Annotated in this window: 17 protein-coding genes and 2 pseudogenes; 11 read left to right on the top strand and 8 right to left on the bottom strand. The window is 61.9% G+C overall.

Annotation, left to right across the window (positions count from 1 at the left end):
* Nucleotides 1-574: 574 nt before the first annotated feature.
* From U1737_RS18925 to U1737_RS18895, 7 genes are all read left to right on the top strand, one after another.
* Nucleotides 575-1,558, top strand: a complete 984-nt coding sequence (locus tag U1737_RS18925) for a LacI family DNA-binding transcriptional regulator (protein WP_332797855.1) — start codon at nucleotides 575-577, stop codon at nucleotides 1,556-1,558.
* 98 nt (nucleotides 1,559-1,656) lie between these two features.
* Entirely contained in the window at nucleotides 1,657-4,158 is a 2,502-nt protein-coding gene (locus U1737_RS18920; protein ID WP_332797854.1) for a TonB-dependent receptor domain-containing protein, read from the top strand.
* Nucleotides 4,159-4,172: 14 nt separating this feature from the next.
* Complete coding sequence (locus U1737_RS18915) at nucleotides 4,173-5,987, top strand: alpha-amylase family glycosyl hydrolase (RefSeq protein WP_332797853.1); 1,815 nt, start codon at nucleotides 4,173-4,175, stop codon at nucleotides 5,985-5,987.
* 181 nt (nucleotides 5,988-6,168) lie between these two features.
* Nucleotides 6,169-7,500: an MFS transporter gene (locus U1737_RS18910; RefSeq protein ID WP_332797852.1), complete on the top strand. Its 1,332-nt coding sequence runs from the start codon at nucleotides 6,169-6,171 to the stop codon at nucleotides 7,498-7,500.
* 443 nt (nucleotides 7,501-7,943) lie between these two features.
* Nucleotides 7,944-9,041: a LuxR C-terminal-related transcriptional regulator gene (locus tag U1737_RS18905; protein ID WP_332797851.1), complete on the top strand. Its 1,098-nt coding sequence runs from the start codon at nucleotides 7,944-7,946 to the stop codon at nucleotides 9,039-9,041.
* A gap of 159 nt (nucleotides 9,042-9,200) precedes the next feature.
* On the top strand, nucleotides 9,201-11,333 hold the full coding sequence (locus tag U1737_RS18900) for a TonB-dependent receptor (protein WP_332797850.1): 2,133 nt from the start codon (nucleotides 9,201-9,203) through the stop codon (nucleotides 11,331-11,333).
* Nucleotides 11,334-11,442: 109 nt separating this feature from the next.
* Complete coding sequence (locus tag U1737_RS18895) at nucleotides 11,443-12,393, top strand: PepSY-associated TM helix domain-containing protein (protein ID WP_332797849.1); 951 nt, start codon at nucleotides 11,443-11,445, stop codon at nucleotides 12,391-12,393.
* Nucleotides 12,394-12,596: 203 nt separating this feature from the next.
* Here U1737_RS18895 and U1737_RS18890 read toward each other — a convergent pair whose 3' ends face one another.
* Entirely contained in the window at nucleotides 12,597-13,427 is an 831-nt protein-coding gene (locus tag U1737_RS18890) for a 23S rRNA (adenine(2030)-N(6))-methyltransferase RlmJ (RefSeq protein WP_332797876.1), read from the bottom strand.
* A 782-nt stretch (nucleotides 13,428-14,209) separates the two neighbouring features.
* A pseudogene (locus tag U1737_RS18885) lies at nucleotides 14,210-14,574 on the bottom strand (DDE-type integrase/transposase/recombinase); the annotation flags it as partial.
* 934 nt (nucleotides 14,575-15,508) lie between these two features.
* On the opposite strand from U1737_RS18885, the gene U1737_RS18880 reads away from it, so the two are divergent.
* The 4 genes from U1737_RS18880 (at nucleotide 15,509) to U1737_RS18865 (ending at nucleotide 21,594) form a co-directional block, all read left to right on the top strand.
* Nucleotides 15,509-16,252 carry a hypothetical protein gene (locus U1737_RS18880; RefSeq protein ID WP_332797847.1) on the top strand — a complete coding sequence of 248 codons (744 nt, stop codon included), beginning with the start codon at nucleotides 15,509-15,511 and terminating at the stop codon, nucleotides 16,250-16,252.
* Nucleotides 16,253-16,704: 452 nt separating this feature from the next.
* The gene (locus tag U1737_RS18875; RefSeq protein ID WP_332797846.1) at nucleotides 16,705-20,562 is read left to right on the top strand and encodes a PAS domain S-box protein; all 3,858 of its coding nucleotides are present in this window, start codon (nucleotides 16,705-16,707) and stop codon (nucleotides 20,560-20,562) included.
* 150 nt (nucleotides 20,563-20,712) lie between these two features.
* Nucleotides 20,713-21,108, top strand: a complete 396-nt coding sequence (locus U1737_RS18870; protein WP_248525103.1) for a response regulator transcription factor — start codon at nucleotides 20,713-20,715, stop codon at nucleotides 21,106-21,108.
* 54 nt (nucleotides 21,109-21,162) lie between these two features.
* Nucleotides 21,163-21,594: a response regulator transcription factor gene (locus U1737_RS18865; RefSeq protein WP_332797845.1), complete on the top strand. Its 432-nt coding sequence runs from the start codon at nucleotides 21,163-21,165 to the stop codon at nucleotides 21,592-21,594.
* Nucleotides 21,595-21,766: 172 nt separating this feature from the next.
* Here the strand turns inward: U1737_RS18865 and U1737_RS18860 are convergent, their stop codons facing one another.
* From U1737_RS18860 to U1737_RS18835, 6 genes and pseudogenes are all read right to left on the bottom strand, one after another.
* Entirely contained in the window at nucleotides 21,767-22,036 is a 270-nt protein-coding gene (locus U1737_RS18860; protein ID WP_332797844.1) for a hypothetical protein, read from the bottom strand.
* 151 nt (nucleotides 22,037-22,187) lie between these two features.
* Nucleotides 22,188-22,373, bottom strand: a complete 186-nt coding sequence (locus U1737_RS18855; RefSeq protein ID WP_332797843.1) for a hypothetical protein — start codon at nucleotides 22,371-22,373, stop codon at nucleotides 22,188-22,190.
* 14 nt (nucleotides 22,374-22,387) lie between these two features.
* Nucleotides 22,388-22,615 carry a hypothetical protein gene (locus tag U1737_RS18850; protein WP_248525107.1) on the bottom strand — a complete coding sequence of 76 codons (228 nt, stop codon included), beginning with the start codon at nucleotides 22,613-22,615 and terminating at the stop codon, nucleotides 22,388-22,390.
* A 195-nt stretch (nucleotides 22,616-22,810) separates the two neighbouring features.
* A pseudogene (locus U1737_RS20785) lies at nucleotides 22,811-22,969 on the bottom strand (IS6 family transposase); the annotation flags it as partial.
* 146 nt (nucleotides 22,970-23,115) lie between these two features.
* Complete coding sequence (locus U1737_RS18840) at nucleotides 23,116-23,925, bottom strand: hypothetical protein (RefSeq protein WP_332797842.1); 810 nt, start codon at nucleotides 23,923-23,925, stop codon at nucleotides 23,116-23,118.
* Nucleotides 23,926-23,988: 63 nt separating this feature from the next.
* Nucleotides 23,989-24,492 (bottom strand): TIGR02594 family protein, encoded by a 504-nt coding sequence (locus U1737_RS18835; protein ID WP_332797841.1) that lies wholly within the window; start codon nucleotides 24,490-24,492, stop codon nucleotides 23,989-23,991.
* Nucleotides 24,493-24,558: the final 66 nt, after the last annotated feature.

Raw genomic sequence — 24,558 nt, 5'->3', positions numbered from 1 at the left:
GCCTGCTTAGCGGCGAAAGTTTAAACGAAGGGTTTCTCCGGCACTTGCGACCGTCAGCACGCCCAATATGCCGGTTGTCCTATGCCGCGGCAGCGCGTTCGCCAGCAGCACGGCGCCTTCGACGTCATCCGTCCATCCGACGTCATCGGTCCTTCCGACATTACACCGCGGATCAAAGAAACGGTCGTCGTTTGCCGGCCGGTTGTTGCCCGCCTCCCAAATTCAGGCGCTCATTCATCTCTGCCACGATTGAGAGATACGCGAACCATGTGGTATCTCGAACGGATAGCGAAAGTTTTCGCCTTGGCGCGGTCGACAAACGTCGCTTGCGGCCACTTTGCAGCCGAACGCTCGCCGGACGGCAAATTTCTCTTCGACTTCACGATCCGGCGCGACCGATCGACAGCGCGCAACGCTCGGTACACCGATTACTCTGCAATCTTCTACGGCCCGCCAGCCTTCAGTGACAAATCGACCGTCAGGCACGACGCGCGCCATGTCTCTCGCAATTGCGGCATTCGGGCGCTGACCGTACGAGGTGCCCATCAACTGTATCGACGTGGATTCCCAAACAATGAAACTCGCCGACCTAGCCGCTCTTGCGGGTGTTTCGACTGCGACGGTTTCGCGCGCCTTGGCTGGGCATCCTTCCGTCAATACAGGGACCCGCGAGCGCATCCGAGCGCTGGCGCGCGAGCATGACGTGCGGCCCAACCAGCTCGCGCGCAACCTGCGGCTGAAGAGCACCGGCGCGATCGGCTTGGTCCTGCCGCTCGGCCACGCGAAGACGCAGCACCTGACCGACCCGTTCTTCCTGTCGCTGCTCGGGTTCCTCGCCGATCTGCTGGTCGAGCGCGGCTATGACATCCTGTTGTCGCGGGTCATTCCCGATGCCGACGACTGGCTGGAGCGCGTGGTCGACAGTGGGCGGATCGACGGGCTGTTGCTGGTCGGGCAGTCGGACCAGTTCGGCGTGATCGAGCGGGTCGCGCAACGCTATCGTCCGCTGGTCGTGTGGGGCGCGCATCGCGCGGGCCAGCATCATCTGACGATCGGATCGGACAATGTCGCGGGCGGTCGGATGGCGGCGGAGCACCTGATCGCGCAGGGCCGGCAGCGGCTCCTGTTCGTCGGCGACCCTGCCCCGCCCGAATTCGCGGACCGGCTCGCCGGGTTCGCCGCAGCGGCGCGCGACGCAGGCGTGCCGCATGACGTGCTGGCGACGCCGATGATGCCCGAAGCGGTTCATGCCGCGGTGGCGGAGCATCTCGCGCGTGGTGCCGTTCCCGATGCGATCTTCGCCGCATCGGACGTTGCCGCGATGAGCGTGCTGCGTGCGCTGGCCGAGGCCGGGATCGACATTCCCGGCACGACCGCGGTGGTCGGCTATGACGACGTGACGCTTGCCGCGCATACCTCGCCCTCGCTGACGACGATCCGCCAGGACCTGGCGATCGGTGCCGAACTGATGGTCGACCGCCTGCTGAAGCGGATCGTCGGGGAGCCGGCCGAGTCCGCGATCGTGCCACCTGTGTTGATTCCGCGACAGTCCGGATAAATCCTGCAATCGATTGTGAAAACTTGTTGCAATCGATTGCAGGAATTGTAGGAGGCGATTCTCGGCTTCACAGAAAGCCGGCCCGCAGGGAGGATCGCATGAAAGTACGTCACGTTTTGCTGGCTGGTATCGCCGCCGCTTCGTTCACAACCATGGCTTTGGCGCAGACCGCCGATCCGCAGGTCGGTCCGGCTGCCGCCCCTGCCGGCGCTCCGGCTGACGCACCGCAGGACGACATCGTCGTGACCGCGGTCGCGCGCGGCACCAACCGGCTGAACACCTCGATCACCACCAGCTCGATCAATTCGGACGCGCTAATCCAACTCGCACCCCGCACCTCGGGCGAGCTCCTCCGCAACCTCCCCGGCATCCGCGTCGAGGCGTCGGGCGGCGACGGCAACGCGAACATCTCGGTCCGCGGCCTGCCGGTCGCATCGGGCGGCTCGAAGTTCCTCCAGTTGCAGGAAGACGGCCTGCCGATCCTCGAGTTCGGCGACATCACCTTCGGCAATGCGGACAATTTCCTGCGCGCCGATTTCAACGTCCGGACGATCGAGTCGGTCCGTGGCGGCTCGGCCTCGACCTTCGCGTCGAACTCGCCCGGCGGCGTCATCAACTTCATCTCGAAGACCGGCGAGCAGGAAGGCGGCGCGTTCCAGCTGACCAGCGGGCTCGACTACCGCGAATTCCGCGTCGATTTCGACCAGGGCGGCAAGCTGTCCGACACGCTGACCTATCATTTCGGCGGTTTCTACCGGATCGGCGACGGCCAGCGGCAGGTCGGTTACGACGGCGTGAAGGGCGGCCAGTTCAAGGCGAACATCACCAAGTCGTTCGGCAATGGCGGCTATGTCCGGCTGTACGGCAAGTATCTCGACGACCGCGCAATCGGCTATCTGCCGAACCCGGTCCAGGTGAGCGGCACGAACAGCGACCCGACCTACAGCAACATCACCAATTTCTCGATCAACAACGGCACGCTGCACAGCGCCGACATCCGCACCGTCCAGACGCTCGACGGCAACAACAATCTCGTCACGCGCTCGATCCGCGACGGCCAGCACCCCGTCGTGTACTCGGCTGGTCTCGAGACGCAGATCCCCGTCGCGGACGGCTGGAACATCGTCGAGCGGTTCCGCTATTCGGATATCTCGGGCGGTTTCACCTCGCCCTTCCCGTCCGCCGTGGATTCTGCGCAGACGATCGCCAACGGCCTCGGCGGCGCCGGCGCACAGCTGTTCTACGCCAGCGGATCGCAGAACGGCCAGCGGATCGCCAACCCGGCCTCGCTCAACGGCAACGGCCTGCTCGCGAACGTCGTCCTGTTCGACGTCGACCTGAAGAGCCTCAACAACATCACCAACGATATCCGCCTCAACGGGTCCGTCCCGCTAGGATCGGGCACGCTGGCGATCACCGGCGGCTTCTATGCCTCGCGCCAGGACATCAAGAGCGACTGGCTGTGGAACTCGTTCGTCCAGACCGTCGCCGATGACGGCCGTTCGGAACTGGTCGACATCCGCACCGCAGCGGGCGTGCCGGTCACGCAGAACGGCGTCCCCGGCTATTCGGCGAGCGGCTTCGGCAATTGCTGCCGCCGGTCGTACGATCTCGACTACACGACCTACGCCCCGTTCGCGCAGCTCGGTCTGGAGATCGGCCGCTTCAACATCGACGGCTCGCTGCGCTACGATTTCGGTCGCGCGCGCGGCAGCGTCGCCGGCGCCGATCTGGGGGCGGGCTTCGGCAGCGGCATCACGAGCTTCGACATCAACGGCGACGGCGTGATCTCGGCCGCCGAGCGCCAGGTCGCGGTGATCCCCAACGTCCGGTCGCCGCTCAACTATAATTACGATTACCTGTCCTATTCGGGCGGCGCGAACTATCGCCTGACCGACAGCACCGCGGTGTTCGCCCGCTACAGCCGCGGCGGACGCGCCAATGCCGATCGCCTGTTGTTCGGTCCGTCGATCAACACGACCACGGGCGGGCTGACCGACGAAGGCGCCGCGGTCGATTTCGTCCGCCAGCTCGAAGGCGGGTTCAAGTTCCGCCAGAACGGCCTCTCGCTCTACGCCACCGGTTTCTGGGCACGCACCGAGGAGCAGAATTTCGAGGCGACGACGCAGCGCTTCTTCAACCGCGAATATGAGGCGAAGGGCGTCGAGCTCGAGGGCCGGATCGCACGCGGACCGTTCTCGCTGTCGGCGGGCGGGACGTACACCGATGCGGAGATCACCAAGGATGTGCTCAACCCCGCGATCGAGGGCAATCGCCCGCGCCGCCAGGCCAAGTTCATCTTCCAGGCGACCCCGCAGGTCGATGTCGGCCGGCTGACCGTCGGCGCGAACGTGATCGGCACCACCGACAGCTTCGCGCAGGACAACAATGTGCTGAAGATGCCCGGCTATACGCAGGTCAACGCGTTCGTCTCGGTACGCCCGGCGGAGAACGTCACGCTGTCGGTCAACGGCAACAATCTGTTCGACGTGAAGGGCATCACCGAAGCCGAGGAAGGCGCGATCCCGACCAACGGCATCGTCCGCGCGCGATCGATCACCGGCCGGACGATCTCCGCCGCGGTCCGCGTCGGCTTCTGATCGGGCGGGTGAGCGTGACCAAATCTTCGACTGGGACCTCCACCGAGCACCGTCTGGAAGCGCTCGCCCCCCTACTCAAACGCCAGCTCGAACGGCTGTACGGCAGCGATCGGCTGGCGGCGCTCTGGCCGCGGATGGAGACGATCCTCCGCGACCGGGCGAGCGAACGGCCGGACGCGATGGCCGCGCTGGACGAAGCGCGGCTGGCCGACCCCGACTGGTTCGTCGCGCCCGACATGCTGGGCTATTCGACCTATGTCGACCGGTTCGCCGGCACGGTCGGCGGGCTGATCGACCGGGTCGACCATCTCGAATCGCTCGGGGTCCGCTATCTTCATTTGCTCGCGCTGCTGAAGGCGCGCGAGGGCGACAGCGACGGCGGTTTCGCGGTCGCGGATTATCTCGCGATCGAGCCGCGGCTGGGGACGATGGGCGATGTCGAGCGGCTTGCCGCGCGGCTGCGCGAGGGGCGGATCAGCCTGTGCGTCGATCTTGCGCTCAACCATACGGCGGATGATCACGCCTGGGCTAAGGCGGCGCTCGCCGGCGATCCGCATTATCGCGCTTTCTATCACGTGCTGAGCGAGGACGAGGCTCAGGCGTACGAGACCGCATTACCCGAGGTGTTCCCGACCACGGCGCCGGGCAACTTCACCGATGTGCCGGCGATGGGCGGGCAGGTCTGGACGACCTTCTATCCGTTCCAATGGGATCTGAACTGGTCGAATCCCGAGGTGATGCTGGCGATCGTCGACACGATGCTGCGGCTGGCGAACCACGGTTTCGAGGCGTTCCGGCTCGATTCGATCGCGTTCCTGTGGAAACAGCTCGGCACCGATTGCCGCAACCGTCCGAAGGCGCATTTCATCGTCCGCGCGCTCAGGGCTGCGCTCGAAATCGTCGCGCCGGCGACGTTGCTGAAGGCGGAGGCGATCGTCCCGACCGCGCTCGTGCCGCCGTATTTCGGGGCCGACGAGGGCAGCGACTGGGATGGCGGGTTCGAGCCCGAATGCCATCTGGTCTACAATAATTCGCTGATGGTGGCGGGCTGGGTCGCGTTGGCCGAGCAGTCCGCCACCCTGCCCCACGCGATCGTAGAGGCGAGCGGCGGCCTGCCGCGCGGCGCCAACTGGCTGAGCTATGCGCGGTGTCACGACGATATCGGCTGGGGCGCGGTGATCGGCGATCTTGCCGGGATCGACCCGGACCCGGTCGCGCGATTGAAGGTCGCGGCGCGGTTTCTCGAAGGCGGCGACGGCAGCTGGGCTCGTGGCGCGCCGTTCCAGTCGGACGGCTCGGTGCTGCATGGCTCGAACGGGACGATGGCGTCGCTCGCGGGGCTCGAAGCGGCGGCGGACGACGATGCGCGCGAGATGGCGTTTCGGCGGATCGCGCTGCTCAATGCGCTGTCGATCGCGAGTGGCGGGCTGGCGACGACCTACATGGGCGACGAGGCGGGGCTGCTGAACGATACGAGTTATCTGAGCGATCCGGAGCGCGCGCATGAAGGGCGCTGGCTGCACAGGCCGGAAATGGATTGGACGGCGCTCGATGGTCCTGCCGCGCGGCGGATCGGTGGCGATCTTGAGGCGCTGCGGGCGGCGCGGATCGCGAGTGGCGGTGCGGGGTCGCCGGTGGCGATCGCGACGGGCTCGCCCGCGCTGCTCGGGATCGGCTGTGGCAGCGACCGGGTGTTCCTGAACTTCTCGGATGCTCCCGTTTCGGTCGAAGGTTTGGCCGGCTGGCAGGATCGCTTGTCCGAACAGCTTTGCAGGGGCACGCTTGTCGTCGAACCCTGGGGTGTCGTCTGGGTAGGTCCCGCAGCGTGAGCGTGCATTTTCGCAATCCTCCCCCGCAAGGGGGAGGCGTCGCCGAAGGTGACGGAGGGGGACGACGCGCAACAACGGTTGCTCTTTCCTCCCCCTCCGTCTGGCAAGGGCCAGCCACCTCCCCCTGGCGGGGGAGGATCGATCGGTTCGCGCCGGACCATCGCGTACAAGGGGCATGACAATGAACCTCGGCCTCATGACCAAGCCCCGTCTCTCGCTGATGCGCCTCATCGAGATGAACCTCGGCTTCCTCGGGCTGCAATTCTCGTTCGGGCTGCAACAGGCCAACATGGCGCCGATCTACGGCTATCTCGGCGCGGACGAGGCGAGCCTGCCGCTGCTGTGGCTCGCCGGGCCGATGACCGGCCTGCTGATCCAGCCGCTGATCGGTGCGATGAGCGATCGGACCTCGACCCGGATCGGCCGCCGCACCCCCTATTTCCTGATCGGCGCGGTGCTGTGCAGCCTGTGCCTGCTGGCGATGCCGTACAGCCCGACCCTGTGGGTCGCCGCCAGCCTGTTGTGGGTTCTCGACGCGGCCAATAACGTGACGATGGAGCCGTACCGCGCCTATGTCGGCGACCGCCTGCCCGACGATCAGCGCGCCGCCGGGTTCCTGACGCAGTCGGCGTTCACCGGCCTTGCGCAGACGCTCTCGTATCTGGCGCCGTCGCTGCTCGTGTGGATCGGCTTCAACAAGGACGCCGTGGACGGCAACGGGATCCCAGACATTACGCGGATCGCGTTCCTGATCGGTGCGGTGCTGTCGCTCGCGACGATCATCTGGTCGGTCGTCCGCGTCCCCGAACTGCCGCTGCCCGCCGAAGAGCAGGCGCGGCTGGCGAAGGAGCCGCTGACGCTGGGCGGCACGCTGCGCGACCTCAAGACCGCGCTGGTCGAGATGCCGCGGCCGATGCGGCAGCTGGCGCTGGCGATGCTGTGCCAATGGTATGCGATGTTCGCCTATTGGCAGTTCATCACTTTCGCCGTCGCGCGGTCGCTGCACGGCGCGACCGATGCCAAGAGCGAAGCGTTCCGCGATACCGTGCTGACGGTCGGCCAGCTCGGCGCGTTCTACAACGCCGTCGCGTTCGTCGCGGCGATCGCACTGGTCCCGCTGGCACGCCGCTGGGGAGCCAAGAGCGCACACGCCGCGTGCCTGCTCGCCTCGGGCGTGGCGATGCTGGCGATCCCGGGCCTTCGCACCGAGGCGGCATTGTTCGTGGCGATGCTGGGCATCGGCATCGGCTGGGCGAGCATGATGGGCAACCCGTACATCATGCTGATCGACATGATCCCGCCCGAGCGCAACGGCGTCTACATGGGCATCTTCAACATGTTCATCGTCATCCCGATGATCATCGAGAGCCTGACCGTGCCGTTGTTCTACCACTCGCTGCTGGCCGGCGAGCCGCGCAACATCCTGTATCTCGGCGGTGCGTTGATGATCCTCGGCGCCGTTGCGACGACCCGGGTCACGATGAGTCATCCTCGCGCGAAACCGACAGCATAGGCAAATAGCCGGCAGGCGCAGGAACAGAATAACTAGCTCGATCGCAAAAATACTACCGGCTTTCGCACCGTGTTATACCGGCACAATCTCCTTGTTAAATTTGCCTTACAATCAACCGCTGTCCGACCCATAACATATTATCATTCATTCATACCGAACTGCTGAAGTAGTTTGTGTTGCACAACAGAAAAACAAATTCTTTCTGCATCCGATGTCAGAGCAGCAAGCTTACCCATTGCTCACGCCCATTTCGAATGAGATATGCACCTGACTCAATCGGATTGGCATTGAGTAAGCAACCATGACCTACATCGTAATCTGTCCAACATGTGCGGGAGCTGTACGTACTTCCAGTATCAAAATGGGTCAGTCCTTTAATGACGAATTTGTCATTTCATCTATCGAACAAATGAACCGTATCTTCGTCGCGACGAGGAACGACAATGACGAACGACTGCCTGGATATCTTCACGCGACCCCGCCACGCCCTTACGGAAACCGTGTGGACCGCGCCTGATCGCACCACCCGCATTGAATGCACCATCGAGTCGAACCCGGCTCCTGCCATCGTCTGCAGCTTGCGCAGCCTCCGCTATGTCATGGTCAATCGTAGTTTCCTCGCGCTCACCAGCAGCTTGGAAGACGATTGGCTGCACCGATCCGTGTACGAGCGCGACATCTTCAAAAATATCGTGAACTGCGACCTGGTGAAAAGCGCGCTCGTCAATGCGCAAACGATACCGCAGACCCCCGCGAACCTGACGATGCCTGACAAAACAAGCCGGCGCGTGATCGTGACAGGCCAGCCCGTGACCGTCGCCGGCCAACCCTGTATGCTGTTCGCCCTTACCGATATAGACGCGTGGCAGGAGACCGAACGACGCCACGATCAATATCGAACGAGCGTCGAAGCTGCATTCGCGAACTCGTCGGCGTGTATGATGATCGTCGATGCGGCCGATAACTCGGTGAGCATGGCAAACGAAAGCCTCTGCTCGCTGATCGGGTGTCTGTCGGACGATTTGGTCGGTCGTTCGATCGACGACATCGATATCTGGCCATCGGGGATCGCGTCCGGCTTCGTCCGCGCCAAGAGCGGAAAACTCTTGGAATGCCACGTCTCACACGCCAACGTCACGCTTGCCCATCAGACCTATACCCTATGGACGTTTCAGGACGTCACCAATCGTCGGATTGACGAACGCAATCTGGCTGCCGCGATCGAAGCTACGATGTCGGAATCCAAGTGGCTCAGCCATGCGATATTGGACAATCTGACGCTTCGGTCCGAACCATCGCACGGCAGCGCTCGATCCGGACTGAACGACCTCACGGCGCGCGAGCGCGAGGTACTCACACTGATCTGTGAGGGAATGGACGACAAGACGATGGCCCGTGCGCTGAACGTCAGCGGCAACACCGTCCGCAATCACGTTGCCCGCGTCTATAGCAAGATTGGCGTAAACCGAAGGGTGGCCGCGGCCGCCTGGGGCCGTGCCCGCGGGTTTGACGGTGGGGCGGCTCGTCCTGCGCTACCGTAGGTAAGCCGCCCTCCGCTTCGGTGGCTCGACGCGTTCGAAAAGATGTTCATTACTGTGGTGCCGGCGATGATCAGGCCCTAACTGCGCAAGTCATCTGCTATTGCGAACCGATTGCAATTATGGAGATCTGCTTCTACCGCCTCCGCAAAGGGGAATAGAATGAAGATCGCATTGGGCATGATCGCCGCCAGTGTCATGGCGACAGGCATAGCGAGCGCACAGGAGATACAGGCCGGCGATGGCGCGGACGACCCCCGGCGGAAAGATATCGTAGTCACGGCTGCGCGCACGAACCTGCCGGCCAGCGCCCTGCCCCTGACCGTGGACGTGATCGACCGCGAGACACTGTCGCGTCAGGTCGCGGTCTCCGGCTCGGTCGTCGACGCGATATCGGCGCTGCTGCCGGCCTTCTCGCCCACACGTGAAAAGATCACCGGCTTCGGCGAAACGCTGCGTGGTCGCTCGCCACTCTATGCGATCAACGGCATTCCGCAGAGCACGCCGATCCGCGACGGCGCGCGCGACGGCTATACCATCGACCCCTTCTTCATCGACCGGATCGAAGTGATCTACGGCTCCAACGCGCTGCAGGGCATTGGCGCGACCGGCGGCGTCGTGAACCAGGTCACCGCGAGCGCACCGACGCAAAACGGCTGGAGCGGCCGCACGCTGCTTCAGGGTAACAGCGGCGGCGATTTCGCAGGATCATCGCTCGGCGGGAAGGTCGCCGGCCTGGTCAACATGCGCAGCGGCCGGTTCGACGCGACCGGCGGCATCGCCTTCGAGCGGCGTGGCGTCTTCGTCGATGGCCGCGGACGGCGCATCGGCCTCGACGGCAATCAGAGCGAAATTCAGGATACGGACAGCCTGGCCTTCTTTGGCCGGGTCGGCGTCGATCTGTCCGACACCGCCCGGTTCGAGGTGATCGCCAACCGCTTCAAGCTGGCAGGCAACACCCACTATGTCGCGGTCGATGGCAACCGGACGCTGGGCATCCCTGCCACCAGCCGGAAAGGGGAGACGCCCGGCCAACCCTCTACCGGCCTGGCGGAGATGGTATCGGCATCGCTGACCGACGGCAATCTGATGGGCGGGGCGTTCACGCTCCAGGGCTTCTACAACCGGACCAGCGACACGTTCGCCGGCGGTATCCTCGCGACCTTCCAGGATGCAAGGATCGCTCCGGTCGGCACGCTGTTCGACCAGTCGCGCAACGTCTCGCGCAAGCTCGGTGGCAAGATCAGCTATGAACGCGCGGTATCGGGGCTCGAGGCGCTGACGCTGACCGCCGGATTCGACGCGCTGATCGATCGCACCAAGCAGGATCTGATGCAGACCGGCCGCACCTGGGTGCCGCGGACGGATTTTCGCAGCCTCGCGCCGTTCGGCCAGGCCAACCTCAAACTGTTCGACGGCATCGTCAGGGTCGCAGGAGGGGTGCGGTACGAGACCGTGCGGCTCGATATCCCCGACTATACGACGCTTGCGAGTGCCGGTTCTCGGGCCGTTATCGGCGGCAAGCCATCCTTCAACCGCGCGCTGTGGAACGGCGGTTTCGTGCTGGAGCCGGTCAAGGGTATCCGCACCTATGGCAGCTATGCCGAGGGCTACACGATCGCCGATATTGGTCGTGTCCTGCGCGGTATCAGCCAGCCTAATGTCCGGATCGCCGACTTTCTCGATCTGACCCCCGTGATCTCGAACAACCGCGAGATCGGCGTCGAAGTGAACCAAGGGCCGCTGGACGCCAGCGCGACCTATTATTGGTCGTCGAGCGATCTGGGTCAGGTGCTCGTCCGCAGCAGCGATGGCTTCTTCAACGTTGCACGACAGCCGATCGACATCGAGGGTCTGGAACTGAACCTCGCTGTTCGCACCCCGCTGCCCGGCCTGAAGGTCGGCACCGGTTTCAGCCATCTCAACGGGCGCACCGACACCAACGCCGATGGCATTCTCGATGCCGATCTGGACGGCGCCAACATCTCGCCGGATCGCCTGAACCTCAACCTGGATTACAGCCGCGGCCGTTTCAGTGCGCGTGTCCAGGGCCGCTATTACCTGTCCCGCCGCTTCGAGGGACAGCCGATCGCCAACGACTTCGTCGGTTATCGGCTGTTCGACGCGTATGTCGCCTATGAGCTATCGGTAGGCCGCGTGATGCTGAGCGTTCAGAACGTCGGCAATACCGATTACGTTACCTACTACAGCGATACGCAGGGCCCGACCGACAATGCGCGCTTTTATACCGGGCGGGGCCGCAATTTCACGTTGAGCTGGCAGGCCGGCTTCTGATGCGCATCCTGTCCCTGCTGCATCGCTGGATCGGCGCGATCGGCGGTCTGTTGCTCGCGGTACTGGGGCTCACGGTACGCTGCTCGTCTGGCGCAACGAGCTGACCTTCGTGGCGCACGTCGGCGATCCAGTACGGGCCGATCCGGTATCGCTGGCCTTGGCGGTCGGCGCAGTAGCGGACGCGTCGTCCCCGATCGACCGCATCACCTTCGCAGGCGACGGTCTGGGCGTTCATCAGGCCATCTTCGCAGACGGCAGCGGTGCCTATATTAGCCAGGCCGGCGTGACGGTCGACCGCTGGTCCTCGTCATGGCAGCGACCGGAATTGTGGGTGTTCGACCTTCATCATCGCCTTCTGGTGGGCGATGCCGGCGAGACAATTACCGGGGGCGCCGGGCTTATAGGCCTGTTTTTCCTCATTACGGGGATGATACTGTGGTGGCGGATGCGCAGCCGCTTTCGGCTGCGGTTATGGCCCGCTACGATGAGGCCCGGCGCAATCGTCCATCACCACCGGGACATGGGCGTCGTGACGGCGCCGTTGCTGCTCGTGTCACTGGTAACGGGCATTCTGATGATTTTTCCCGCGTTGGGTGGTCCCTTGCTTGCCGAAACACGCGCGGTCACACCCAAAGTTCACAGTGTCAGAGAAACGCGATCCGCGCATGACCTGAAGCCGCTTTTCAAGGCTGCTGCCACAATGTTTCCGGGTGCCGAATTTCGCCGTCTGCAAATGCCGCGGAAGGCCGGCACTCCCATCGTCCTGCGCCTCCGCCAATCTTTCGAATGGACCCCGAACGGACGGACGTTCGTGTACGCCGATCCGGTTACGCTGACGATCATGGGCTATGACGATCCGGCGGCCCGGGGAAAGGCGGCATCGATCCGCGAGAAACTCTATCCCGTGCACGCTGCCAAAACGGGCGGCATTGCATGGAAGCTCGCCATGGCCGTGTCGGGCATCGTACTGACGTTGCTTGGCAGCCTAGCGGTGTACGGCTTTTGGCGGACGAAGTGGAACATGGGACAGAGCAAGCGGAGAAAGCGAAAGTTCGTTTAAACCCTGACGTTCATCAGAATGTTCGAGGCTCGAATGACCGGCCGGTTACGGCGCTAGAGACCCATAGCCGGACATTCCAGGAATGCCGACCACCGCGGGAATGGCATCGACTACGTCCAGCGCGACCTTTGCGCCCTCGCGAACGAAGATGGCGTGGCGCGACCGATACGGCGTGTCGGCTGGCTGGGCGGTGCGGCTTTACTTTAGTCCCCCAACCAATCGGTTGTGATTTCGCCCCTATGCCCCTCCGGCGCCAGCACGGCGCGCAGGGCTTCCAGCAAAGGCGGTAGCGCCTGTATGAAGGCGTAGGGCGGGTTGACGATATAAAGGCCCGCGCCATTATAGATGCCGAGTTGATCGTCATCGTACAACCAATGCTCCACCACCAGCAATTTCGAGATGCCGAGCTTACGTAACTGCTCCTTCCACCGCCAATGCGTCGCGCGGTCTTTCAGCGGATACCAGATCACCGTCACGCCATGCGCCCATTTACGGTAAGCAGCCGCGAGGGTGGCCGTGATACGTGCGCGGTCGTCGGGCTGCTCGTACGGCGGGTCGACCACCACCACGCCGCGCGCGGTTCGGGGCGGCACCATCGCCAGCCAAAGCTCGTAGGCGTCGCGCTCGTGCACGGCAGCGGATGTGTCGCGCATCACGCCGCGCAGGGTATAGGCGTCCTCGGGATGTTTTTCGTTCAGGATCAGACAATCCTGCGGGCGCAGAAGATGCGCCAGGATCCGCGGCGAGCCGGGGTAGAAGAGCGGCTCGGCCCCCGCATTCACCGCTTGTACGATGTCACGGTAGTCGTTCAGCAAGGGGTTCGGGTCGACAAAGGCCCGCAGCACGCCCTGCGTGGACTCGCCGGTGCGTTGGGCGTCCTCGCCATCAAGATCGTACAGCCCGCAGCCGGCATGGGTGTCGATCAGGGTCAGCGCGCCCTGCTTTTGCTGCAACGCCCGGACGAGGGCGATCAATAGGCTGTGCTTCACGACATCGGCGCTGTTGCCGGCATGGAAGGAATGGCGATAATTCATTGCGACGCAAAATCCCGACGATCTACCTTCGTACCTGGCGCTGGGCGCGGTTGCCGAGCGCGAGGCGATTAAAGGCATAAACCCGGTGCTGGTATAAAGTCGGGCGGAAACCTTCAACGCCGTTCTGCGCAAGGCGCCAAGCGCGCGTTGGCGCTCGTCGTCAGCCGCGGAGACCGACGGGTTCGGGTACATGGGAATGTTCGATCATCGACGAGCAGGACGCGACTGGCATTCCCACGATGCGCCCGCCGCGCGCGAACAAGAGGTAACGTAGACTGCGCGATTTCAGACCGTTCGATGGCAGCGGTCGCACGAAACAACTCGGCTTTAGAGAGACGGACACATCGCTATCTGTGGTGCAATGCTAGTATATGTGGTCTTGTATCCATTGAACGCCTCCCGACGAGGTTTATCCCTCGGGAAGATCGCTCACCGATAAGCCGGCTCCAGTCGCAGCTTTGATAAGCCCGTTTCTGGAGGGCCGGACAGTTTCGCGGCATTTCGATCTGAATCCTATATCGAGCACATCCCAATGCCACGATGCGGCAGGCCAGTGCGATTGTGCAGCGGAGGGCGAAATGATGAGTGCAGACGCAATGAGACGCAGCGACACCATCTTGCGCCGACAGCAGCGTCATAGACGCGCTCGGCGTGCGGTAACGCACTCCTATCAAACGATATTTTCTTGCTTACTGCAAGCACCGCGGGACGGTGTGGCGGTGCTGTCAGTCTAACGCGAACCGCCCTCCACACGATGCAGTCCGGGCTTTGAGCGCAGCGGCCTAGCTCGCGAGGATCTGCCACTCCGCCAGGGCGGCGGAACGTCGTTCCTTGTAGGTCCGGCGGTCGACGAGGTGGCTTTCGAGATTGAAGTGGTTGTGGACGTTGGCATGGACCGAAGCGAACTTTTGCAGGGTCTTCATTCGCCTGAAACGCAACATCGAGCGCTCCCTTCCCCGGAACGACAGGTGGATGTTCTCGACCCGGTTGTTGGCCCAGCGTCCAATCTCCTGCTTATCGGCATTGCCCAGTTCCTTCATCGCGGTACCGTACGAGCGCAGTCCGTCAGTGGTGATCGTCTCGGGCCTGCCGTGACGCTTCAGCGCCTTTTCATGAATGTAAGCGCTGCATCCTTGTCCCTGGTTTTGATGAGCTGCCCCCGTCTGCATTGAGATCGACGTCCACCTTTAAGCCTGTTTCCTCGAAGTGGTACTTGCCCACCAGAAGCTGCCGATTGGGCACAGGCACTTTTTGGGACGATGCGGGGGCCACAGCCACCAGTCCAGCGAACGCAGAGACACAGATAAAACTCCGCCGCCGCCGTTTCCCTGCACGAGTGTCGCAAAATGGTGGTGCCGTTTACCTTATCGCTCACGGGATAGCATAGTTGGTTCCTCGGTGTCATCGTGCCGGCCGGGAAAATTAGGTTCGCCTGCGCCGGCATGGCCGCCAGCCCATTGGCTAAACAGCAAGAAGTAACGCGCTCGATCCTTCACGCCGCACTGCGCGAAGTACTTGTTCAGCGCCGTCTGATCAGGTTTGGCACTCACACTCTCGTCCCGCTCGTTTTTAAAACAGCATTAGTCTCGAGCAAATACGGAGTCCGGTTTTTCTCGTGCAGTACGCGCGCCAACTCAAGCACGCGTTCCACGTCGATCGATGGAAGATCGCGGCTGGCCCCGAACCAATCAGCCCACATCGCGGATCCCCGCCTGCCAAGATACCTGACGAACCTCATGTGACCATCTGCGCACGATTCGGTTAATTATCTTGCTTTCTGTTGAACTTAGCTACGCACCTCAGATCACTTGAGCTACCTACCGGTGTGGGTGTTGAGGTTGGGTACCGGGACAATACCGTTTTTCAGAAAGCGCGCCTACATCCGCACATCCTAGATGGCCGCCATGCCCACTCAGCGGAGACAGAGTTCGAGTATGCGCGACACGGATCAATCCAATGCCCCCGGTTGCCCCCGTTCGACGTTGATCAGCATCGACCACGGCAATCGTGGCCGTCCGCAACCCAATCGACGACGCCTTCTCGGCGTCTCGCACCGGTGATAATCTGAAGGACCTGACGCAATGTTGACGAAGAAACTGGTGCTACTGAGCGGCGTGGTCGCGGTCCTCAGTGCCTGCGGCGACAACCAAACGGCGGGCAACACGACAGCAGCGACGACGAACACCACCGCAAGCGCCACCCCATCCGTCAACCGGGTCCGTGGCGTGATCACGACGGTCGGCGCCGACGCCCTGACGGTCCAGACCTATGACGGCAAATCGGTGAACGTGCCGCTCGGCGCCGGCACCAAATACGCTTGGGTGGTCGCCTCGAACCTCTCGACCCTCAAAGATGGCGACTTCATCGGCACCGCAACGACCGGCCCCGACAACGCGCTACGCGCGGTCGAACTCGTCATTTTCCCGGAGGCGATGCGCGGCACCGGCGAGGGCCATTATCCCTGGGACGTTCCCGGTGCAGTCGCGGCCGCCGGCGGCGGCGCGAACGATTCGAGCGCGATGACCAATGGTACCGTCGACGGGCAAAGCGCGATGACCAACGGGACCGTCGACGGCCAAAGTGCGATGACCAACGGCACAGTGACCCGTGGCGCAGGCACGTCCGGCGAGACCAAACTGAGCATCTCATACAAGGGCGGCAAGGCGCAGGTCGTTGTCCCCGTCGGCACGCCGATCGTCCGCTTCGAGCCGGCCACGCGATCGGTCCTCACCAAGGGCCAGAAGCTATTTGCAGTCGTCTCGACCGATTCCTCGGGCGCCAAGTCTGTCGCAGTCGGCAGAAATGGCCTTACCCCGCCGATGTAATCCCCGCGGTCGTTTCGCACGCAAGGACTGGAACTGAAGCTTGTAGCGGTTAGCGCCAGAACGTCCGGACAGGCTCACGTCCAGAAGTTCTGGCGCGCCCTCCCGTCTCTCAAATTCAGGCGTTCGCTCACGTGGGCGATAGGACCGCTTCAATCTCCAACTCCTGCTAGCAATGTCGCGAGCCCGGAGGAGTGCGAACTGCTCGCGCTCGGCAAGGCGGCTGGCGATATCTGATTCTGCGCGGCACGATCGGTTTGCGCCGGGGACCGTCGACCCACGTGGCCAATATTGCATGGGGTTCGTGATCACGCGTTAGCGCCCTAGCAGGCGCGACGATAATTTAACGGGTCCGTTGCTACGCCTGCATAATGTCACTCGCTGCCCCTATCGTCGGACATTCGCCCATGCTCCGATTTACCAGATCGGGTCGGCTGTTGCTGAGCCTAACGGCAATGGCACTCCTGTTCGGGAGTTTGGCATTACTCGGGATCGAGTTGACCCGCGGTACCGGGCGCATCGCAGCGTTGTGGCTGCCCAATGCGGTACTGGCGGGTGTGCTGCTCAGCCGACCGGAGCAACGCTCAGCGCTGCATCTTTTGGCATGTTTCGTCGCGAACGTTTTAGTAAATCTGATCGTGGGCGACACGGTTTCGAGGGCTGTCGTTCTGTCAGCCGCCAATGGGATTGAAGTTGCAATCCTTGTCGCAAGCATGCGCCGGTTATGCGGACCTCGCCCAGCGATCAAAGAGATCCGGGCGTTGGGCTGGCTTCTGTTGGTATGCGTGATCGCTCCTTCTGCTGCCGCGACGCTGGATGCCGTCGTCCTTGCGCCGGCTGACAGGTACGTCGACCTTTCGATCTGGCTGACGAAGATGCTCGCCGACGGATTGAGCCTCCTGATCGTCACTCCGTTAATAATGATCGCAGTGCAGGAATGGCGAAACAGGGCCCGGCCGTCCCGCCGAGACTGGTTGGAATGGTTGCTATTCTTGGCGCTCGCGACGGGGGTCACGGCACTGATATTCTGCCAGAGCCGTTTTCCGTTTCTATTCCTCGCGTGCCCAATCGTTATCCTGGCCGCCTTTCGGAAAGGGGTCGCCGGCACCGCCGCTGCGATCGCAATCATCTGCGTCGTCGCATCCGGTTTCACCATGGCGGACCTCGGTCCGATCACGTTGGTCAAGGGCGGCAGCGGCGACCAGCTCATCGCGCTTCAACTGTTTTTGGCGGTAAGCTTCGCCATGGGACTGCCGGTCGCCTCGACGCTCGCTACCCGTGAAGCGTTGCGGCGCGAACTGAAGGACAGCCACGACTTTGCGCAATCCATCCTCGACAACGTCGGCGAAGTCATCTTCAAGACCGACGCGAAGGGCTGTTGGACCTTTCTGAATCCGGCCTGGGAGCAGCTAACGGGCTACCCGGTCGAGCATAGCCTGGGGTGGCCGACAACCAAGTTACTCCACCCGGACGACCTTACCGCCGCGACTGAAACCTACCCCAAGATCGTGTCGGGTGAGATCGAAGCCTGCACGCTTCGTCAGCGCTTTTCGACGGCGGCTGACGATTGCCGATACATCGAAGTCGTGATCCGACGTCTTGCAGGAGCCAATGGCGAATTCCTGGGTACGACCGGCAACATCCGGGATGTGACGTCGAGTGTCCTCCAGCAGGAGGCGCTGCTCGCCAGTGAGCGGATGCATCGTCTGCTCGCCGACCATTCGAGCGATATGATCGTCCGCATCGGTCCGGACGGTATCCGCAGGTACGTGTCTCCGGCATGCGAGCACCTGTTGGGCTATACGCCCGAGGAAATGGTCGGGGGAGCCCCGGTTTCGGCGATCCATGTCGAGGACCGCATGCGGGTGCTGGATGTGTGCCGGACACTGCTGGCCGGCGCGACCAACCCGATCTGCACATATCGGCAACAGCACCGCGATGGTCACTATGTCTGGCTGGAGGCAGCGTACCGACTTGTCCGGAACGACGCCGGTGAGCCGATCGAGTTCGTGGCGAGCGTGCGCGATGTGAGCCAGCGGCGGGCGGTGGAATTGGCAGCCGCGGAGGCGTCGGCTCGCCTGCAAGAGAATAACAGGCTCTTCGCGATGGCGTCTGCTTTGACGCAGATTGGTCATTGGCGAGTCGACCTGGTGCACAGTCACGTCATTTGGTCAGATGAGGTTTGCCGAATTCACGGCGTTGACAACGGCTATTCGCCAGCGCTGGACGCAGCAATCGACGCGTATCACCCCGACGACAGACAGCGCATAGCCGATATCGTCGCGCACACCGTTGAAACCGGTGATGGCTTTGAATTCACTGCCACGCTGTTACTTGCGGATGGCAGTACCAAGCGCGTCACATCGCAGGGCCAGGCCGAGCGCGCGCCCGACGATTCGGTAATCGGCATATTTGGCGTCATTCAGGACATTAGCGGTCAGGCCGCCGCCGAACAGGCCATTCGTCGCAGCGAACAGCAGTACCGCCTGCTGGCCGACAATTCGACCGACGTGGTATTACGTACCGGCGACGACGGTTGCGTCGTCTATGCCTCGCCCTCCTGTATCGAGCTTTCGGGCTACACTCCCGAAGAGCTGACCGGTCGACATTGTGGCGACTTCATCCATCCGGACGATTTGCACGCTGTCCATTCCGCACACGTCGCTCTGATTACGGGCGCGCAGATGGCTCAGACCGTCGAATATCGCCTTCGTCATAGAGATGACGACTGGCGATGGCTGGAGTCACACATGAAGCCCTGGCGCACACCGGACGGCGACACGGGAGCGAAAGGTGGGGTAATCTCGGCCATTCGCGATATCGGCCTTAGAAAAGAACTCGAAAGCGAACTGGTCGGGGCTCGCGACAAGGCCGAAAGCGCCGCTCGCACCAAGGCTGGCTTTCTAGCCAATATGAGCCACGAGATACGCACCCCTATGAACGGGGTGCTGGGCTTCACCGAGCTTGTGTTATCCGGCAACCTGGAAGCCGAACAGCGCCGCCACGTAGAGTTGATTGCGGAGTCAGGCCGCTCGATGATGCGGCTACTCAACGATATTCTCGACGTGTCCAAAATCGACTCCGGCAAGATGCACGTAACGCAAGAGCCGGTCGATATTCGCCATGTCGTCCGGCGTTGCGCAGACCTGATAAGGCCCGTGGTCAGCTCCAAGGGCGTGGTGCTGTCCACGAGGATCGATCCCGCTGTTCCACGGCATATTTCCGGCGATCCGTTAAGGGTGCGGCAGATCGTGCTTAACCTGATCGGCAACGCAGCGAAGTTCACCGAGCGAGGCGCCGTGACGGTCGAGGTTCTGGTCGAGCACGACATGCTACGCATAGACGTGGCGGATACAGGGATCGGCATTCCTGCCGAGCGACTGGCGATGATTTTCGACCAGTTCACCCAAGCCGACGATTCGACCGCCAGACTGTATGGCGGGACGGGTCTTGGGCTCAGCATCAGCGGCGAGCTTACCGCTTTGATGGGTGGCGCCATCACGGTGCGGAGTGTCGTTGGCGAGGGCACGACCTTCACCGTCCGCCTGCCCCTTCGGGTCGTCGAGGGTGAAGCGGCCAAGGTTGAAGCGGATCCAACAGCAATACCCGTTGCTGCAAAAGCAGTACGGAAACCGCGCGTACTGATTGCGGAGGATCATGACATCAATCAGGAGCTGGTCATGGCCATGGCCTATCGCGCCGGGATGGACGCGATGCTCGCCGTAAACGGGGCGGAGGCAATTGCGATGGTCGAGGCTGCGGCAATGTCGGGGCAGCCGTTCGAGCTGGTCCTGATGGACATGCAAATGCCAGAGATCGATGGGTTGGAGGCCACCCGTCGGTTGCGCGAAGCAGGCTATACCCCTGAAGCGCTGCCGATCGTAGCTCTCACAGCCAACGCGTATGCCGAGGATATTCAATCCTGCCTTGCAGCAGGCATGCAAGCTCACATTGCCAAGCCTGTCCGCGTCCGCGATTTGACGGACATTCTCGCCAGGTTCTTGGTTCCGGATCCTGCCGTGCCGAGCGACCCGCCAACGGAAAGTACAAAGCTCATCGACCGCTATCGAGCGCGGAAGGCTGACACGCTTCGCGCGCTCGAAGATCTATCCATGGCTGATGCCCCAACCGAGAAAACTATCATGGAAGTTGCGGACCTTCTCCATAAGCTGGCGGGCGTCGCGGCGATGTTCGGAGAGGCCGAACTGGGAGAGTGCGCCAAGCGGCTGGAAGATAGCCTTCTCACCTGCCCCGCCGGGCAGCAGGCGTCGTTCGGCAAAGCCGCGGCCAGCGCGCTGCGACAGGCGGCGTGATGACCGGCCACGGTTCGGATCCTCCATCCGTAATGCGCTACGTCGATCCAGCGATGCGTCGGACGTTCACACGGGCAATTGCGCACGCCCACTTACCCATTCATAATCAAGGCGATTATCGGGCAGGAAGTACGTTGCAGGGAGACTGAAATGGCTCGGATCATCATGGCAGACGATGACGAGATAGTCGCCGAGATTGCTATCGAGGCCCTCAATGCGGCGGGGCATGCCGTAGGCCTTTTGGCCGACGGTAAGGACATGATGAAGGTCATTCGGGCTAGAAAGCCCGATTTGGTGATACTCGACTGCAACATGCCGGAAAAAAGCGGTATTCTGGTCCTTCGTGAAATGCGCAACACACCCGAGTTTTACGATACGCCAGTCCTCATGTTAACCGGCAGACGTGGCGATCGAGATGTCGAACTCGCTATGTATGAAGGTGCGAATGACTATATGAAAAAGCCCTTTGATCCCGACGAACTGGTTTTTCGCGTTTCTGAAATGCTTGAAAAAAGACGTATTGCGATGGCACGCCCTTCCCGGTGACGCGCCTTACGGCGGGCCTCTGAGATCAAAATATACTAATGTGCTAGGCCCCAGATGAACCAGTCTAATAATGACTTGCCGCCCAAGCCGCTTTTCCGGATCATCTACGTCGAGGATGACGATCTAATCGCGGATATCGTTAAATCCTTGTTGACCGATGCTGGATATCTCATCGGCGTTATCAGTCATGGCACGCTCGCCTATGAAACGATCGCGTTCAAAAAGCCCGATCTGGTAATTCTTGATCGGTCGCTGCCAGGCATGCAGGGGATTGAGATACTTCGGCGACTTCGGGCGACCCCGGATACATACCTCATACCCGTGCTGATGCTTACTGCGACGGGAGGGCATGAGCAGATCGATGAGGGGCTTGGTGCCGGTGCGGACGGCTATCTCGTCAAGCCATTCGAGCCCGATGTGCTGATACGAAAGGTTGAACGCATTATCGCCAATAGTCTGTTCAAACGTCCAGCTCCCCGGCCTTAGGAGCGACTTTTCCGGCTGCCATCGCAATGTGCTTGTTCTGGTTCAGCGAACTGCGCGAACTCGCAGAATGGATTCGCCATTCGGGCATGTAACGAAAAGGGCGCCCAAGTTGTCCTCGGGCGCCCTTCCAGTTCGAGCTGTGCTTGGGAGCGGCTCGTTCTGTCTCGTGAAATTACATACCGTTCGACAGGTTGGTATCCGGATCATTCGTCCGCATGTCTTCAGCCTGGTTCTGGCCAGTTGCACGAACCGCATCAGCCTCGTTCTCGAGGCTCGCTTCCGCGGCTGGGTTGCTGACGTTGTCGGCAGCGTCGTCCAAATTATCGGCGACTGCTTCGGTATTGGACTCGATGTTGTCGGCCGCCCGCTCGCTTGGGCTAGAGTTGCATGCCGACAGCGAGACGAGCCCAGCCGCCATGGCGATAACAAATGCCTTTTTCATGTTCGTCTCCCTGCCATTCTCTCTGATCTAGAAAACGTTCAATCGCCCGTGGGTCAAATCGTTCCAGGTCGCGAGAACGTGTCAATCAGACAACGCCTCGATCAGACCGCGACGATCGAGTGGTCTCGTCGCTTGCCCTTCAAAGCGAACGCTACCCTTCGACAAGCGCCTTTGTTACCGCGCCAAGGTTTCCTTTGACGACGACGTAATTACCCTTCTCGGAGTTCAATGCACTGGCTTCGTTCCCACCTTTGAAGCGACGCACGAAGTTCACCCTGTCCACGTTCACAACGACCGGGTCGCCTTCCGGGCTCTCAAATTCGACATAGCCGTTCATACGTATCTTCCGATTCAACCGTCTTGGGAGGTGGCGGCTGGGTCCGGCGATCGCGCGGCGATAAGCGAGGCAATCTCGGCTTCGTCGATCGTTCGGTTTTCCCACGTGTCTTCCACCGCAATCGACTTTTCGTCGTCGCGCATCGCGATCATCTCGGCGGCGGTGGCGAGTGCCTCGTCGAAGCTGTTCCGATGAATACCCACCGTGGACAGATCGCCGTCTTTACGGATCACATAGCGCATTGAATTGTCTCCCATTGAGTGAGGTTTCTAACTCAGCCGCCGCCTGATCACCATGCGTTTCAAATTGATTATATTCCCGCCCGCGCCCGAAGCCCGCCCTTCAATATGGCGACATGACCGCACGCAGCGAGCAAATTACCGCCCGCAAACACTCGCGGGTCAGCGCGCATGCTGCGTACAGCCTGTCGAGCAATGCTCATGACAGACGTCGATGCCGCGCTCGAACAGCAAATCCTCAACGTTGCGCAGCGAGAGCGGAAAGCGGACGTACATCATGACCACGAGCCGGATCACCTCTGGCGACGAATTGAAACGGCGGAACGGGCTAGGCAGTAGGGCCCTCGATTTTCGCATCATCAACCGCCGGTATCATCCCCCCGCCCCACCTGCCAATTTGGTCTGACAAAGCCAGCCCAAACGATTCCGCGCGCCGCTTAGCATAGCCACGTTCGGTAGCGGAGACTGCGAAGTGTCAGCAGCGGCGAAGAAAGCGCAAGTCATCAATCGCTGATCGTCCACCCAAGGTTGGACTCGCCGCCACGCACTGGCTGGGCCGCCTTCAATGCCCGCTCGAAACGCTTGCTAATCTGCGCGTCGGTGGAAAGGGAATGTTGAACAGCGGGCTGCCCATACTTCAACGCCGGAGGAGGCACCGGCCGAGTCACCACTTGCGCAGAAACCGTGGGAAGAGCGACCGGGACGAACCCAGGCCGAACTTCCGGAGGGCGCCCGCCGCGAATGCGCAGCCTGCCGTCGACAATCGTCGTCACCTGACTGCGCACCATGCCTGGGACCAACGATGTTACACCCCCGGTCCCATAACCTGACGAGAACACATCTCGGCCGAACTCGTCTCGACCTGCTAAGATAGGCACTCCTGGCTGCGATCCGTTGGGGCCGCCGAGGATCCGCATAATTTCGAGAACGTCTGCAGTGTAGCAGGTCGTCAACTTCTTAGACCGGCAGCCGGTCGGCGGCACAGCTTCATGGCTTGGACGGGCATAGACCGTTGCCATATCTTGGCCTGGCGTCTTCGATCCGTTGCCGCCTAACAGAAATAGATAACGGTAGCCGAGCTCATGGGCACGCTGTGCGGCGCGATACAGGGCCATATCGATCGCATCCGTCCGACCATGTATTGCGGCATCGACCCGCCATGAGCCGTCCTTTTCAGTTCGATCTCTATAGCCGGTTTGAAAGCCGATACCGTGCCAGCGCTTCATCGGACCATAGTATGGTGCGTCGTCGCCACCCGCCAGCGCAGGCTGAGCGATTGCCAACAGGGCGAAGTGAGACAAGAAGCGCTTCATCGCAGATCCTTTCGACGGATCTCCGCGCGGTAGCCGCCGATGGTTAAGGTACGGTTGCCTCGGCTATGCCTCGTCGGTGGAGATCGGCTTGCTCGCCGCCATCTGCACCGGCTTACCAATCACAGCGCGACCTATTGGCCATCGACGTGCGATGCATCGGTCCTTGGCAACCCTTGCGATCGTGACCGCATCCCCCTGATTGCCGCCCAAGACATGATACGCTTTCAGATCCTCACCCACATAGAAGCCGACATGGCCGCCGCCGGGACGTTCGAAGACAAGAATGGCACCAGGTGCGAGACGTTCAGGACGTAGCGCTTGACCCCATGTAGACCATGATGTCGCGCGTACGGCGATCGGTGCGGGATCTAGACCGTCTTCCTGCAAGCAGTACGCGACGAACACACCGCACCACGGGACACTGTCTGCGTTGTAGATCATACCTAGCACTTTCGTACCAAGCCGCTTCGCCCAACCGAGGATTGTCGGGCTGTTCGCCGATCCCGCCGCTTCCTTGGTACCCAGCTTGGCCCGTGCCGCTTTCAACCACTTCGGCTCGTTCGCCACTCTGATGTCGCCTTAATTCTACATCGGTCGTAGTATCAGCAGCCGCACCGCAGCGGTGGCAGCGCG

This window comes from Sphingomonas fucosidasi (assembly GCF_036663855.1).
GTDB lineage: Bacteria > Pseudomonadota > Alphaproteobacteria > Sphingomonadales > Sphingomonadaceae > Sphingomonas > Sphingomonas faeni_B.
This window is presented reverse-complemented; position numbering and strand designations above follow the sequence as displayed.